At 36.9% G+C, this 16,036-nt stretch carries 14 protein-coding genes; 9 read left to right on the top strand and 5 right to left on the bottom strand.

Annotated features, from left to right (window positions below):
- Positions 1–5: 5 nt before the first annotated feature.
- The 5 genes from UCH001_RS08060 to UCH001_RS08040 all read left to right on the top strand — a co-directional run bounded on the left by UCH001_RS08060 (position 6) and on the right by UCH001_RS08040 (position 6,483).
- Positions 6–1,400 (top strand): MBL fold metallo-hydrolase RNA specificity domain-containing protein, encoded by a 1,395-nt coding sequence (locus tag UCH001_RS08060; protein WP_067176695.1) that lies wholly within the window; start codon positions 6–8, stop codon positions 1,398–1,400.
- 131 nt (positions 1,401–1,531) lie between these two features.
- Positions 1,532–4,435, top strand: a complete 2,904-nt coding sequence (locus UCH001_RS08055) for a hybrid sensor histidine kinase/response regulator (RefSeq protein ID WP_067176692.1) — start codon at positions 1,532–1,534, stop codon at positions 4,433–4,435.
- On the top strand, positions 4,428–5,447 hold the full coding sequence (locus UCH001_RS08050) for an HD-GYP domain-containing protein (RefSeq protein ID WP_067176689.1): 1,020 nt from the start codon (positions 4,428–4,430) through the stop codon (positions 5,445–5,447). Before UCH001_RS08055 ends, UCH001_RS08050 begins: the two co-directional genes overlap by 8 nt.
- Positions 5,444–6,130 carry an ABC transporter substrate-binding protein gene (locus UCH001_RS08045; RefSeq protein ID WP_067176686.1) on the top strand — a complete coding sequence of 229 codons (687 nt, stop codon included), beginning with the start codon at positions 5,444–5,446 and terminating at the stop codon, positions 6,128–6,130. The genes UCH001_RS08050 and UCH001_RS08045 overlap by 4 nt, the downstream gene beginning before the upstream one ends.
- Positions 6,131–6,201: 71 nt before the next feature.
- Positions 6,202–6,483, top strand: a complete 282-nt coding sequence (locus tag UCH001_RS08040; protein ID WP_067176684.1) for a flagellar basal body rod C-terminal domain-containing protein — start codon at positions 6,202–6,204, stop codon at positions 6,481–6,483.
- Between the two features lie 66 nt (positions 6,484–6,549).
- On the opposite strand, the gene queA is transcribed toward UCH001_RS08040, so the two are convergent.
- From queA to tatB, 3 genes are read right to left on the bottom strand one after another with little or no spacing between them, the layout of a single operon-like run.
- Complete coding sequence (queA, locus tag UCH001_RS08035) at positions 6,550–7,569, bottom strand: tRNA preQ1(34) S-adenosylmethionine ribosyltransferase-isomerase QueA (protein ID WP_067176680.1); 1,020 nt, start codon at positions 7,567–7,569, stop codon at positions 6,550–6,552.
- Positions 7,570–7,572: 3 nt separating this feature from the next.
- Complete coding sequence (tatC, locus tag UCH001_RS08030) at positions 7,573–8,328, bottom strand: twin-arginine translocase subunit TatC (protein WP_067176677.1); 756 nt, start codon at positions 8,326–8,328, stop codon at positions 7,573–7,575.
- The gene (gene tatB / locus UCH001_RS08025; RefSeq protein WP_067176674.1) at positions 8,328–8,756 is read right to left on the bottom strand and encodes a Sec-independent protein translocase protein TatB; all 429 of its coding nucleotides are present in this window, start codon (positions 8,754–8,756) and stop codon (positions 8,328–8,330) included. The genes tatC and tatB overlap by 1 nt, the downstream gene beginning before the upstream one ends.
- A gap of 121 nt (positions 8,757–8,877) precedes the next feature.
- Between tatB and UCH001_RS08020 the strand changes: the two genes are divergently transcribed.
- The 4 genes from UCH001_RS08020 (at position 8,878) to UCH001_RS08005 (ending at position 14,571) form a co-directional block, all read left to right on the top strand.
- On the top strand, positions 8,878–10,767 hold the full coding sequence (locus UCH001_RS08020; RefSeq protein WP_067178499.1) for a bifunctional diguanylate cyclase/phosphodiesterase: 1,890 nt from the start codon (positions 8,878–8,880) through the stop codon (positions 10,765–10,767).
- 61 nt (positions 10,768–10,828) lie between these two features.
- The gene (purL, locus tag UCH001_RS08015; RefSeq protein ID WP_067176672.1) at positions 10,829–13,030 is read left to right on the top strand and encodes a phosphoribosylformylglycinamidine synthase subunit PurL; all 2,202 of its coding nucleotides are present in this window, start codon (positions 10,829–10,831) and stop codon (positions 13,028–13,030) included.
- Positions 13,031–13,153: 123 nt separating this feature from the next.
- Positions 13,154–13,717 carry a TIGR00730 family Rossman fold protein gene (locus UCH001_RS08010; RefSeq protein WP_067176668.1) on the top strand — a complete coding sequence of 188 codons (564 nt, stop codon included), beginning with the start codon at positions 13,154–13,156 and terminating at the stop codon, positions 13,715–13,717.
- 140 nt (positions 13,718–13,857) lie between these two features.
- The gene (locus tag UCH001_RS08005; protein WP_067176665.1) at positions 13,858–14,571 is read left to right on the top strand and encodes an alpha/beta hydrolase; all 714 of its coding nucleotides are present in this window, start codon (positions 13,858–13,860) and stop codon (positions 14,569–14,571) included.
- A gap of 75 nt (positions 14,572–14,646) precedes the next feature.
- Here UCH001_RS08005 and UCH001_RS08000 read toward each other — a convergent pair whose 3' ends face one another.
- On the bottom strand, positions 14,647–15,414 hold the full coding sequence (locus UCH001_RS08000) for a hypothetical protein (RefSeq protein ID WP_067176661.1): 768 nt from the start codon (positions 15,412–15,414) through the stop codon (positions 14,647–14,649).
- Positions 15,411–16,031, bottom strand: a complete 621-nt coding sequence (locus tag UCH001_RS07995) for a CHAP domain-containing protein (RefSeq protein ID WP_067176658.1) — start codon at positions 16,029–16,031, stop codon at positions 15,411–15,413. The genes UCH001_RS08000 and UCH001_RS07995 overlap by 4 nt, the downstream gene beginning before the upstream one ends.
- Between the last annotated feature and the right edge of the window lie 5 nt (positions 16,032–16,036).

Here is a 16,036-nt window from a genome sequence, read left to right as displayed (position 1 = left end):
CTATTATGGCAAAAGTCACATCGTATGGTGCAGCTTCTATGGTTACAGGTTCTTGTCACTTGTTAGAAATTCAATCAATCAAGATTTTAATTGATTGCGGAATGATTCAAGGTGAGCTTTGGAAGAGTAACTACGAACCGTTCCCTTTTGATGTGAGTTCGATTGACTATTTGATTTTAACACATGCTCATATCGACCATATTGGTAGAGTTCCTAAGTTAGTGAAAGAGGGCTTTCGTGGTGAAATTATCTCAACCGATGCAACCCTTGATATTGCCTATATAATGCTTTTAGATAGTGCTGGCTTACTTCAAGAAGAGTATGAAACACAGCTCAGAAAGGCACTTCGCAGAGGTGAAGAAAATAGTGTACAAGAACCTCTTTATACGAAAGAGCATGTTGAACAGGTTTTCACAAAAAAAATACGCCGCGTTAAGTATGATGAAACCATTAAAATTGCGCCTTATTTGAAGCTTCGTTTCCATAATGCAGGACATATTATGGGAAGTGCGTTTATCGAAGTGAATTATGAAGAAGATACGCTGCATAAAACAGCTGTTTTTTCAGGCGATCTTGGAAGTAAAAACCGCTTATTACTCAACCCTCTAAGCACCATTAAACATGCCGACACACTTTTCATTGAATCAACGTATGGTGATCGTGAACATAGAGCATTGGATGAGAGTATCAAAGAGTTTAAAGAAGCAGTAACGCAAACGATTGCTGAGGGTGGCAATGTTGTCATACCATCCTTTGCATTAGAGCGTACACAAGAGATTTTATGGCTCCTCCATCAGATGCACCAAGCTGGCGAACTTCGTAACTGTCATGTCTTTTTAGACAGCCCCTTAGCCATTGAAGCAACAAAAATTTACCAAAAATATCCTGCCCAACTCAATCAAACTTTAGGATTACGTGTGAGTTTAGGCGATGATCCTTTCTCGTTTCCGGAGCTTCATTACACACCTCGTAAAAAAGACTCGATGGAAATTAATGAGGTAGAAAAACGTGCTATTATCATTGCTGGAAGCGGTATGTGTAATGGTGGCAGGGTTTTGCACCATCTTAAACAACGTATTTGGAATCCAAAAAATGCGATTATTTTTGTTGGTTTTCAGGTACAAGGGACATTGGGACGTGATATTATCGATGGTGAACAGTTTATTCGCATTTACGGAGAAGATATTAAAGTACGTGCCAAACTTTATACCATCAATGGTCTCTCAGCCCATGCCGATCGCGCAGATATGCTCTCTTGGGTGAAACAGATTAAAGGATTGAATACGATTTATTTGATTCATGGTGAGTTAGACAAACTAGAGCTTTTTAAAGCCTATTTGAAAGAAAATGTTGAGAGTAAGGTTCATATTGTTAAAAAAGCTGAGTCCATTTATCTTTAAAATTGTAATTTTAATTTGAAAATGTTATAGTTTATTTTAACTTAGTTTATTGCTTCCTAATAGGGTCTATAAGCTTCAATGCCTTTATGGTGGGTTGCCCGTTAAAATAGCTTTAGAAAGAGTCCTAGAAAATGATTAGAGCAATGTTATATCGCGTATCTTTACTGCAAGCATTGGCGGTGATGATTATTATTTCATTATTGCTGCCTTTGCCTCTTTTAATGCTAACGTATGTCAATAGCACCTATAAAAACAAGCAAGAAGCTTTTACAACGCTCAATACTAAAAAATTTAACCTCTCTTCTGCTATTTTTGTAGAATCCTTATGGAATTTTTACCCAGAACTTGGGCAAAAGATGCTCGATCAACTTCTTTTAGACCCTAATGTACAATTTGTCTATGTGAAAGACAGTGACGATAAACTTTTTTTAGGTTGGGAAAATAAAGAGAGAAAAGCGAATAACGATGACACACTCTTTTTGCATAGAACATTAGAAAAAGATAATGTAGTTGTGGGTTCATTAGAGATGGGTTTTAAACGTCAAGATCTGATGGATTCAGTCATGTCGGATTTGACTCTTTTTGGAACGATGCTCTTTTTTCAAGTGCTCTTTTTAGTCCTTGTAATCTCATGGATTTACTATTACAAAATCATTCGTCCTATTAGGCGTTTGGTGGGGCATTCAAATCTCTTGGCACAGCAAAAATTGGATGAGCCTTTTCATTGGGATGAAAACGATGAAATTGGTACGCTTGGTTTGGCTTTAGAGAAAACGCGTATTAAACTTAAAGGCTTTTTTGAAGCACTCAAACACGAAAATGAGCTTCTAGATGAGAAGGTAAAATTACGCACGAAAGAACTGGAAGATACAAGCCGTTATAAGTCAGAATTTTTAGCCAATATGAGCCATGAAATTCGAACTCCAATGAATGCGATTATGGGTATGTCTCATTTGCTGAGTAAAACAGCGATGAATAGTACTCAATCCAATTATGTAGGAAAAATCAAAGAAGCTTCTTCTGTGCTACTTCGTATTATCAATGATATTTTGGATTTTTCAAAAATTGAAGCGGGTAAGATGGAGATCGAAACTATCGCTTTTGATTTACACAAAGAACTTAAAAAAAGTTGTTCGATTTTTTCGGTGCTCGCGAAAGAAAAGGGTATAGAATTTCAATGTGATTTTGTAGAAACAAATCGCTTTTTTAAGGGTGATCCTTGCAAGATTATGCAAATTGTCAACAACTTTTTAAGTAATGCGATTAAATTTACCAAAGAGGGCGCTGTTATTTTAAGCGTTGTAGAAGAGATTCATGAAGAAGAACAGACTTCAACCCTAACGTTCAATGTTAGAGATAGCGGCATGGGCATTCCAAAAGAGAAACAATCACTTCTTTTTAAAGCTTTTGGACAACTTGACGCATCCATCACACGCAAACATGGTGGCACTGGGCTTGGTCTTTTTATCTGTACACAACTGGCTTCAATGATGAAAGGAACGATTAGTCTAGAGAGTGAGGAGGGTAGAGGGAGCCTTTTTAGTCTAGCGGTAACTCTTCCTATTGTAAAAGGCTTAGACATTCAACATGAGAACAGTGCAAACGCTTATGAGCCTCTACGGATTCTTTTGATTGAAGATCAAAAGAAAGTCAGTGACACACTTTGTGAGTTCATAAAATCTTTTGGTTTCTTCGTTACTGTTCATAAAAGCAATGAAGCTATTGTCAGTAAAATAAAGGATGCAACAAAACCTTACCATATGGCAATTCTTGATTATGAACTTGCTAAGGGAGTGAATGGCGTTGATTTTTATATGCAACTTCTTCAACAAGCCTCTCAAGATGTATTGCCACCTTTTTTAATGATTGCTTCTAATGATGATGCTGAACTTAAGAGCCGCATTTTTGCAACAGGCATTAAATCGTTACTCAAAAAACCAATCAACCCTTCAATGCTTTATGATGAATTAGTCTCTTTATGTTCCCTTAGTGCACAAACACCACTCTTTGACCCTTCTAAAATTGATCTTTCTTCTAAGCGTATTTTGGTGGTTGAAGATAATGACATTAACCTCGAAGTTGCAATCTATCTGCTAAAAGAGACTCATGCGAAAATTGAAATTGCACGTAATGGACTAGAAGCCGTTGAAATCATTCAGGAGCAGGTACATCCATTTGATCTTATTTTGATGGATGTGCAAATGCCATTGATGGATGGTTATGAAGCAACACGTATTATCCGAAAAGAGCTCAATATTTTAACGCCTATTGTTGCTATGACTGCCAATGTTATGATCCAAGATATTGAAAAATGTTTAGCAGCAGGCATGGATGCACATATTGGCAAACCTTTTGAGGTAGAAGATTTCTATGGTACGCTTTTAGAAGTCTTGCATGTGAGTCTTACTATTGCTCCAAAGCAACACGCTACTGCAAAAAAACGTACAAAATCTTCTTTTGGTAAAAAAGAGGCGATTAAAAAATTGGGTGGCAATACGGCATTATGGCAAAAACTCTTTAGTAGTTTCTATGAAACGTATTTGCAAATGCCTCAAAAACTAAAAGAGTTGATTGAGAAAAAAGAGTTAACACTTTTGATTGATTACGTACATACGGTCAAAGGGTTAAGTGGAACCATCGGTCTTTTACGTTTAGAGCAGTATTTAAGCGATTTAGAGCAGTTTTTAAAAGAACACCAAACATTTCAAGAGCTTCCATTGTCCGCTATTCAAAGTGAATATGATGCACTTTTAAACGTACTCAAAGATGAGCATGCACAACTCAATACTGCCGTAGCGACAGAGAAAGATAATGCAACTGAACCACTAAAAAATGACATTTTGCAAGAACTTAAAGCTGCTCTAGAATTTTCCAATGTTTCAAAAATTAATGTTCTTTTAGAACAACTAGCCTCACACGAAGCACTTCGTGATCATGAAGCATTTAAAACACTTTTGCTTGCTTGTAAAAATTTTGATTTTGATACAGCTTTAGAGAATGTCGAGCGTTTAAGTGAGGATATGAAGAATGGCTAAAATTTTAGTAATCGATGATACTCCTGAGTATATCGAAATGCTTAGCTCTATTTTGAGTGAATACGAAGTTTATGCTGCTAAAGAGGGAAAAAAAGGGATTCTTTTAGCTGAAACAGTCCAGCCAGATCTTATTTTGCTCGATATTAATATGCCTCTTATGACAGGATACGAAGTATGTCGCAGACTCAAACAAATAGAAAAAGTACGTCATATTCCTGTTATTTTTCTAACCGCTAACGATGGAAGTGACTATGAAGAGATAGGTTTTAATTTAGGAGCTGTCGATTTTATCTCTAAACCTTTCCATGCTGCCCTTTTGAAGGCAAGGGTAAGGACACATGTCTCATTGTTTCAACTTCAATCCAATTTGCAAGCTCAGGTGGATAGTCAAACGGAAGAGATTCGTAAATTAAATCATGAAATGACCTATCTTTCTGCTTCGATTGCTGAGTTGAAATCCAAAGAAACAGGACAACATTTAAGGCGTGTTGCTGAGTTTTGTTATCTATTTTGCAAGTTTTTAGGTAAAGATGAAGCCGAATGTGAAAAAATTAAAATGGCGTCAGTTTTGCATGATATCGGCAAAGTGGGCATTAGTGATGATATTCTTAATAAACCTGCAAAATTGAACGATGAAGAGTGGAAAGTAATGAAACAACACTCTCTCATGGGTTATGAAATGCTCATTGACTCTGAATTTGAACTTATGCGCTTAGCTGCGATGATTGCTTTAGAACATCATGAGCGTTGGGATGGCGAAGGATATCCGTATGGCAAAAAAGGAGATGAGATCTCTTTGGTTGGTCGAATTTGTGCAGTATCGGATGTTTTTGACTCGTTATTAGATAAACGGGTTTATAAAGAGCCATGGGAAGAAAAGGTTGTCAGAGACTATTTTGTGATGATGAAAGGATCGCAATTTGATCCTGTGATTACCGATATTTTGCTAGAAAATTTTGATATGTTTATTTACACGTGGAAGTCCTTACAACGTTCAAGGAATAGTCAGTGAAATATTTTCTGCTTATAACATTGTTTGTTTTTAGTGTATGGGCAGATGTTTTTAAAGTTTACACAGAACAAAATCCTCCTTATAACTATATAGATGAAGGTAAAGTATCGGGTATTTCTACGACTCTTGTTGAAACACTTTTTTCACAATGTGGACATCAAGTATCAGAAAATACGATACAACTTTTACCTTGGGCAAGAGCTTATCATGAAGTATTAAATGAGAAAAATACGATGTTGTATAGTATGGCGCGATCACCTGAGCGAGAAGCCCTTTTTCAGTGGGTTGGACCGATTGGAAAAATGACGTTAGCCATTATTGCGAAGAAAAGCACACAACTGAATGTTTCATCACCTACCATTCTGCATCGTTATAAAATTGGAACCATACCTGATACAGCATCTGAAAAAGCACTTTTATCGCTTGGTTTTCGTACCGATGAGTTAGATCGTTTTGCTAATGTTTCATCACAATTCAAAAAACTAAAAGAAAATCGCATTGATGCGATTGCTTTTAGTGTTGAAGGTGCATTTTCACTCTTAAAAGAGATGGGGTGCAATGCATTAGACTATGAAGTTGTGTATGTGCTCAAAGAGAGTGATCTCTACTTTGCTTTTCATAAAGATACAAATCAAAAAACCATTACTGCCATGAATGAAACCCTCAAAACCCTTATAAAATAGAGTAAAAAAATTCTTTATATCTTTTTCAAGCGAAGTAGAGTATAGTTCGCAAATATGAGAAAGGAGCTATCATGCAAATTAATGCTAATGCCTTGACGGCTATGTCCAATTGGATGAATAATAGTGCAAATAATGTCGCAAATGTAAATACTGAAAAGTACAACGCAACACAAACAACCATTGAAAATCAAGGTAATACAGTTGTTGCACAAAGCAGTAAAACAGAACAAGGTACAGATTTAGCAACAGAAATGACAGATCAAATAGCTCTTGAAACAGCTTTTGAAGCCAATACCAAGCCTATTCAAACACAAGATCAAATGCTAGGGTCTTTACTGGATATGAAAGCTTAAGTACATTGTTGCAAAATAAATTTTGCAACAACTGTAGTGTGATATTGTGAGTGTTGTAAGACTAAATTAAATAATTAACATTGCATCGCCGTAAGAGAAGAAACGATACTTCTCTTTGACGGCTTCTTCATAAAGTTCTAGCGTTTTTTCAATCCCTACAAATGATGCCACTAACATGATCAACGTTGATTTTGGAAGATGAAAATTGGTCAAGAGATGATTGACTCGTATAGGTAGATTGTGAGGATGCAAAAAGAGATCGCATTTCCCAAGAGGCTCTTTTGTTCGAGCAAAATATTCGACTGTTCGGGTTACAGTTGTCCCCACTGCCAAAATATGTTTACTACTCTCTATCAGCGTACATGTTTGTTCTGGAATGGCATAAATTTCTGAATGCATGACATGATCATTAATGTGTTCAGCTTCGACAGGTTTAAATGTTCCTGCTCCTACATGAAGGGTTAAAAAGTGTGTTTCATAGCGCTTTTTAAGTTCTTCAAACATAGCATCAGTAAAATGCAATGAAGCCGTTGGGGCTGCAACTGCGCCTTGTTCTTTAGCAAAGACGGTTTGGTAATCTACGCTATCATCATTCGTATCTTCGCGTTTAATGTATGGAGGAAGTGGAATATGCCCAATGTTCTCTAACACATCAAAAAGGGCTTTAGTATGCAGTGCTTTTCCCTCTTGGCTAAAAGCAACAACACGCGTGCCATCAACTTTGAGTTCCATCACTTCTGCTTGTAAATTTTCATCAAAAAAGAGGAGTGTTCCTTGTTTAACTTTCCCTCGTATATAAACAGAATACAAATTCTCTTGAAGTGGAGCATTAAGAAGAACTTCTATCTCTCCACCGCTCTCTTTTTTACCAAAAATACGTGCTTTTACGACTTTAGTATTATTAAGCAAAACACCAATGTCTTTAGGTAAAAAATCGAAAAGATTTTTAAAGAGAGTGTGGGTAATCGTATTAGTTTTACGATCATACACCAAAAGTCTCGCCTCATCCCTAGGTTCTATGGGATGAGTGGCGATCAGTTCTGGTGGAAGTACATAGTCGTAGGTTGATTTTAAAAGCGGGTCTATTGTTTATTCCTCACTCTTTGTTTCAGTCGTTTCTTCATCTTCCACTGGTGGGATATAAGGATTAACGGTTTTTGCTACCAAGATAGAAATCCCATAAAGGATAAGTAAAGGTACTGCCATTAAAAATTGTGAAAGAATATCTGGAGGCGTTAAAATACCTGAAAGTGTAAAGATAATAACAATGGCATAACGGAAAAAATCTTTGAGCCCTTTGTCATCAACAAGTCCTAATTTAGCAAAGAAAAAGATGACAACTGGCATTTCAAAAGAGAGGCCAAATCCAACGAGGAATTTTGTAAAAAAGCCAACATATTCGCCAATGCTAGGAAGTGCTGTAAAAAGGGCACTACCAAATGCAACCAAAAAGCCAAAAGCAAGTGGTACAACAACATAGTAACAAAAAGATGCACCCATAAGGAACATCATCGTGGCAGCAGAGACAAACGGAATAACTAATTTTTTCTCGTTCTCGTATAAACCTGGAGCTACAAAAAGCCAAAATTGCCAAAAAATAACAGGTAAAGAAAGAATAAATCCTGCAAAAAAAGCAACTTTCATTGCGGTGAAGAAAGGCTCTTGTACGCCTGTGAAAATGACATTACTACCTTCTGGTAAAACTGCCTTAAGTGGTGCAATCATCCATGCTAAAATGGGTTGCCAAAAGGCAAAACACATAAGAAACATCACAAGAATAACGATTAAGGAAATAGAAAGTCTTTTGCGAAGTTCTGCTAAATGGGGTTTTAACTCATCAAACATTATACATTTTCCTCTTTTTTTGTCTCTTTTGGTTTTTCAACAGCTTGCACTTGAATTGTCTCTGGTGTTGTTACAGGTTTTGGTGCTTCAAGAGATGCACTCTCTTTTACACTGTTCTCCAACTCTTTTAAAGAGTCATTAACACCTTGCGTTGTTTTCTTGATTTCTTCGAGTTCATCAAATGTAATCACTTTACGAGCGCTACTAGTAGCTTCATCCAACTTTTTCTTATACGTAAGTGCTTCTTCTTTAAGCTCTTGAATTTTCATCTCTTGCTCAAAGCTACTTTTGACGTCATTGATGCTGTTTTTAAATGATTTGAAAAATTTTGCACCTTTGACCATAGCTTCAGGAAGCTTTTCTGGCCCTAAAAATATAATTGCAATAATTGCGATAACAAGGATTTCTCCTATTCCCATACCAAACATAAAAGGTACCGCCTCTAAGTTAAATTAAGGTTGGATTTTATCTGAATTTTTATCAAAATAATATAAATGTCACGAACGTACAGTATAATACAACTGAAAACTCAAAAGTGGGAGCTTAGTGATGCGTCGTATTAGTGTGAGTCCATGGCGAATAGTTCTAATTTATGCGCTTTTCGCAACGTTGTGGATTTTCTTTTCCGATCATGCAGTTGAATATTTTGTTGATAATGTAACTGTATTTGCAACGCTTTCAACCTATAAAGGTTTTTTCTTTGTTGTTATTACTTCCTTACTTCTTTACGGGCTTATTAAAGCAAAAATTTTCCAAATCGTATCGATGCAAAAAAAACTGAAGGAACATGAACAACGTCTAGAGTACGTTATACAAGGGGCAAATCTTGGATATTGGGACTGGGACTATGTCAATCATAAGCATATTGTTAATGATACATGGCTCTCTTTTTTAGGCTTAAAACGTAAAGATATCGAGCAATTGGATACAGATTGGTCAGAGCGAATTCATCCAGAAGATAGGATGATTGCACAAAAAGCAGTTGAATATACTATTAAAAATAATTTACCCTATGTGATAGAGTTTCGTATGCGTCATGCGGATAGCCATTGGGTATGGATTGAAGGCTCAGGTGCTGTGGTTGAACGCGATGAAAACACGGGTGAGCCATTAAGATTGGCGGGGACACATCGTGATATCAGTAGTCGTAAGAATGCACAAAAAGAGATGCTTTTTTTAGCACTCAATGATCCTTTAACAAAGTTACCTAATCGTGTGTATTTAAAACAAGAACTCGAAAAACGTTTGATTGAAGAGCCAGAACTTTGCTTTTTATTTTTAGATTTGGATCGTTTTAAAACCATCAATGATATGTATGGACACACCACTGGCGATAAAGTTATCCAAGTCGTTGCTGAGCGTTTGAAGTCTGTATTGCATGAATCTGATTTTATTGCACGTGTAGGTGGAGATGAGTTTGTTATCTTAACACGTGAAAATTTAGAGGTTGAACTTTTATGTAAAAAATTGATTGCGAGCTTAGAAGTGCCAATTGAGATAGGAGATGAACAATTTAAAGTCAATGCTAGCATGGGTGTAACATGTTCGCCAAGAGATGGAAGTAGTTTTGAAACACTCTTCAAAAACGCTGATACAGCAATGTATGAAGCTAAAAATAACCTACAAAAAAGTTATGTTTTCTATACGGCATCTATGACAGAACAGCTTTTAAATATCTCAAAACTTGATAATGAACTTAAACGTGCCATTGAAAATGATGAATTTGTAATTTATTACCAGCCTCAAATCAATCTTCATAATAACAAAATGGTAGGCTTAGAAGCTTTAGTAAGATGGCAACATCCTATCGATGGGTTGGTTTTACCTAACCATTTTATACCAAGAGCTGAAGAGACTCGCCTCATTATACCTCTTGGTCTGCTTGTCTTTAAAAAAGCATTGCAAAAAATGAAATATTGGGATGAACATGCTTTCTTTGATGGAATTATGGCCATTAATATCTCTAATGTTCAAATCGAAGAAGAAGAGTTTGTTGAAAAAATAGAAGTTATACGTCAAGAAGTAGGCATCAATGCTCAAAGAATTGAGTTAGAAGTGACAGAAAGTTGTTTTATGAGTAATCCTGAACATGTTTCGAAAACGCTACAAAAGTTAGAGAACATTGGTTATAAAATTTCAATTGATGATTTTGGAACAGGCTATTCATCTATGAGTTATCTCAAACAACTACCATTACATAAACTCAAAATTGATCGCTCTTTTATCAAAGATTTGCCTTATGATAGTGACGATCAAGCAATTTCAAAAGCGATTATAGCTCTAGGCAAAACACTTGAATTAGAAGTGCTCGCTGAAGGGGTTGAGACAGAAGAACAAAAAAGATTTCTTATTCAAAATGGATGTGATAGTATGCAAGGCTACCTCTTTGCAAAGCCTCTTAGCTGCGAAGTTTTGGAGGAAACGTTTCGTCAAAACTAACTTTTAGCTCCTTTTTTGTACAATAAGCCCATTTTAATTACATCACATAGGGCAACAATCCATGGAAAATTTAGACGCAGTGTTAAAAAAACATAAGTTGACAAAAGACGAATATGAAAATATTTTGAACATTTTAGGACGTGAGCCTAATATGCTAGAGATCGGTATCTTCTCATCCATGTGGAGTGAGCACTGCTCTTACAAGTCTAGCAAAAAATACCTCAATGGTTTTCCAACGAAAGCACCATGGGTTATTCAAGGACCAGGTGAAAATGCGGGTGTCATCGATGTAGGTGACGGCATGGCTGCTGTCTTTAAAATGGAATCTCACAACCATCCAAGCTTTATTGAACCTTATCAAGGAGCAGCAACAGGTGTGGGTGGAATTTTAAGAGACGTCTTTACTATGGGTGCTCGCCCCGTTGCGAACATGAACTCTCTTCGTTTTGGTAATGTTACAAATAATGACGATACTTCACATCACCAACGCTACCTTGTGCGCGGTGTTGTTGCGGGCATTGGTGGTTATGGTAACTGTATGGGTGTTCCAACCATCGGTGGTGAGACATTCTTTGATGAGAGCTACAACGGAAACATTCTGGTTAATGCGTTTACCCTTGGTCTTGCAAAAAGCGATGAAATTTTCTACGGACGTGCTGAGGGTATCGGTAACCCTGTTGTTTATGTTGGTTCAAAAACAGGTCGTGATGGTCTTGGTGGTGCGGTTATGGCAAGCGATAGCTTTACAGAAGCGAATAAAAGCCTTCGTCCAACGGTTCAAGTTGGTGATCCATTTGCAGAGAAACTTTTACTTGAAGCGTGTTTAGAGCTCTTTAAAACAGACTATATCGTGGGTATTCAAGACATGGGTGCTGCGGGTCTTACATCAAGTTCATTTGAGATGGCAGGACGTAGTGGCAGCGGTATGATTATGCACCTAGATAAAGTTCCAGCACGTGAAGAGGGCATGCAACCATTTGAGTTTATGCTTTCAGAATCTCAAGAGAGAATGCTTATCTGTGCTAAAAAAGGGTATGAAGATAAAGTGGTTGAGATCTTTAGAAAATGGGATCTAAACGCTGAAATCATCGGTGAAGTAACCAATACAGGTCATATGGAGCTCTTCTGGCATGGTGAGAAAGTAGCCGATATGCCAGTACAACCAGTGAGTGAGCAAGCACCAATTTATGACAGACCAACACAAGAGCCAGCTTACTTAGCTTCTATTAAAAACACAACGATTAATGATTTTGCAAAAGTAGATAACCAAAAAGCGTTTGATACCCTGTTAAATTCTGTAGAAGTCAGCGATAAATCATGGATTTTTGACCAATATGATTCAACCGTTCAAACCAATACGATTAAAGCACCTGGTAGCCTAGATGCAAGCGTTATTCGTATTAAAGAGAATGGTAAAGCACTTTCTATGAGTAGTGACTGTAACCCACGTTATAACTACATCGACCCTAAAATGGGCGCAGCAGCAGCTGTTGCGGAAAGTGGAAGAAACGTTGCAATGAGTGGTGCTAGACCTCTTGCTATTACAGACTGTCTAAACTACGGTAATCCTGAAAATCCAGAAGTTATGTGGCAGTTTGCACAGGGATGTTACGGCATCAAAGAGGCATGTGCAAAACTAAACACACCAGTTGTTAGTGGTAACGTATCGCTTTACAATGAAACCAATGGTATTGGTGTTTTCCCAACGCCTGCGATTGTTATGGTAGGACTAAACGATGATGCAAACAAAACGCTTCCATCTAGTTTCCAAAAAGAGGGTGCTAGCCTTTATCTCATCGGCGATACCAATAGTGATTTTGGCGGAAGCTTGTATATGAAAGAGTTGTTTGGCAAAGTTGAAGGTACACTTGCTCCTCTTGATTATGATAAAGAGTTGAAATTATGGGAACTTGTCATTGAAGCAAATAAAAAAGGCTTCCTCAATGCTGCTAAAGATGTCAATGTTGGTGGTATCGCTATTGCACTTGCTAAAATGGCAGCAAAAAGCAAAAAAGGTGTTACAGCAAAGATTGCGCTTAATGATGCCAAAGATATTTTTGCAGAGAGTTTCTCTCGTGCTATCGTTGAAGTGAATGACGAAGCTGGCTTTGAAGCAATGGCAAAGACTATTGGTTTAAATGTTGCAAAAATTGGTACAGTTGGTGGAGCAAACTTCACATGTAATGATGTTTCAAAATCAGTAGAAGCCATTTGTGAGCGTTACTTCAACCGTTTTGCTGAAGTCATTGAGCAAGATATCTAATTGATCTTCAAGAGGTGTGAAAGCACCTCTTCTTCATTTTTTAAATCACTTCAATTTTTTTGTTAGTTATTAATTCTGAAAAGAATACTATGGTTGCTTGTATTTTATGTTTAAAGGATTTTGATGAAACGTATTGCAGTTTATTGTGGCTCAAGTCTAGGAGCACATGAAATTTATAAAGAGCAGGCTATAGCGCTCGGAAAGTTCTTAGCCAAAAATAATATTACATTGATTTATGGTGGCGCAAGTGTTGGTATTATGGGCACAATCGCAGATACAATACTTTCTGAAGGCGGAGAGGTTATAGGTGTTATCCCTACACTATTAGAGCAAAGAGAAATTGCACACAAAGGATTAACGCAACTTATTCGTGTTGAAACAATGCATGAACGCAAAGCAAAAATGATGGAATTAGCCGATGGATTTATCGCTTTACCCGGAGGTCCAGGGACGTTGGAAGAATTTTTTGAAGTCTTTACATGGAATCAAATTGGAATATTGCAAAAGCCTTGTGGCGTTCTAAATATCAATGGTTATTACAATAAACTCATTGAGTTGTTTGATCATATGGTACGTGAGAAATTTCTGCAAGAACGCTCACGAAATGTCTTTTATGTTGATGATAACTATGAGCAATTAATTCATAAAATGCTCGGATTTGTCGCTCCTGCTATTAAAACTTATTAAGTATAAAAGTCTAGTTTTCCTCGAAATATACACCATCTTTAAAGAGGTGCAAGCGCACCTCTTAGCTACTTCTTTTTTTATAGATTTTTTTCAAAATTCTTTCGTTATAGTGGATATAAATGTATAACGGAGAGATAAAAATGCGTAAGTTGTTCTTTTTAATGATGTGTTTGAGTGTATCTTTGTTTGCTTTTGAACCCAAAACGACAGGTGTTTTACTCCTTCATGGCAAAACAGGAACAGCATCAAAGTCATGGGATAGTTTTCAAAGTTATTTTGAACGAGCTGGTTTTGTTGTTCTTGCTAAAGATATGCCATGGTCAAAAAATCGGTATATTGATAAAACGTACGAAGCATCCTTACAAGAAGTTGATGACTGTGTCAAAGAGCTTAAAGCTAAAGGTGTGAAGCAGATCGTTGTTATTGGACATAGTATGGGCTCTAACGTTGCTTTAGCGTATGCGAGTTTTCATCCCGTTGATGCTTTAGTATTATTAGCACCAGGACATAATCCCGATAAAACAATTGCTCCTTATAAATCAAGTGTTGATTTAGCTAAATCAATGATAGATGAGGGGAAAGGTTCTGAAACAGCATCTTTTGCTGATCTTAACGTTGGCAAACAATTTACAAGGCAGATGCGTGCAGATGTTTATTACAGCTTTTTCTCACCTGATGGGTTAAGTGCCATGTCATTAAGAGCTAAACAATTACCTCAAAATACACCTGTTTTATATGTAGTCGGAAAACAAGATCCACTGACTGAAAAAACGGTATGGAAATTTTTGATGCACTACCTAAAACATCTAAAAGTCATTATTCAATTGTTAATGCAGACCATATGGGAACAGTGAATGAGAGTATGGAAGAAGTGGCTTTGTGGATTAAGGCGTTATAGAAAGATGTTTTAAAACCTTACATGTAAGGTTTTAAAACGTTCCATATGCTACAAAGAAAGCGATATTCATACACTGTGGCTGAGCAGCACCACCTTTAGAAGGGCAGCGTTTCATATAGGTGTTGATTTTTTTGCCATCTTTATGAGTGAGCATTGGGAAATTAAAGTTCATATAATCTAAGATATTCTTTCCATTTGAATGGTGGATAAATTCAACGGTTCCATCAGGCTCTACTTTTGTAACAATACCAACGTGTGTTATGTTTTCAGTTACATTGACCACAGGCTGCTTTGCAGGTGCCTTCTCTTTTCCACCTTTTGTTTTTTGCGGTTTTACAGCAGGGCGTCTTTCCGTATTTTCAAAAAAGACAAGGTCTCCTATGTTAGGGAGTCTTGCTTCAAACGCATTGCCTTTTTTGTTCATAAGATTGAACATAGCACGCGATTTGCGAGCATTGTCATAACTTTGGCTTAACTCTTTATTGTCATAAAAAGGAAGTCCTGATTTGAAATTGACAAGATTGACAAAGCCTGAACAATCGCCTCCATCACGTTTACCTAGATACATCATGGCATTTTCAACAATGGCTTCACGTTTGGAGAGTTCAGGAACTGGACGTAAGTCAAAACTTTCACGCTCTTTTTTAAGTGCAAATTCTTTTGTTGGTCTCTCTTCAAGATACATTTTAGGTTCTAGATGCTCTTGTTGCATCCCAGCAACGGCAGGAGAAACTTCGACACTTTTTGGTGCACAACCACATAATAATAACGCTGCTAAACTAAGTGAAATAATTCTCATTTAATTTTTCCATAGGCACTGAAATAGGCAGGTGCTAAACATTGATGTCCTTCATTTTTAGGGCATTTTTCCATATAGGAGTTGACCACTTTATTATCATACATTGCAACAGTCGGATAGTTAAGATTCATTTGGCTAATCAAATTTTTTCCTTTTGTGTGGTGAATAAAATAGACCGTATCATCAGGATCAATTTTAGTAATGATACCAATATGAGTGATATTGTCAATACTCTTTTTTGCTTTTGCGTATCGTTTTACGGTATTTGCAAAAAAGATTAAGTCCCCAACTTTAGGTTTTTCTTGATAAAGACGATTTTGGTCATCAAGGAGGTTATAGATGGCTAAAGAGCGTCTTGCATCTTCAAAATAGCCGTTCAGCTCAGCAGTTGTAAAGTAGGGCTGAGTGCTTTCTTGATTGACAAGTGTGACAAAGCCTGAACAATCGCCTCCATCTTTTTTACCTTGATGTTTCATTGCATTTTTGATGATTTCTTGACGTTTTGGAGTATCATCCTTCGCTTGTGGTACTTCAGGAGCATTTTGTGTAAACTCTTTTTGAGCACAACCGCTCAATAAAAACAAGCATGTGCATAAGGCAAATAGGTACAGTCTCATTCATA

This window comes from Sulfurospirillum sp. UCH001, assembly GCF_001548035.1.
In the GTDB taxonomy this organism is placed as follows: Bacteria; Campylobacterota; Campylobacteria; order Campylobacterales; family Sulfurospirillaceae; genus Sulfurospirillum.
This window is presented reverse-complemented; position numbering and strand designations above follow the sequence as displayed.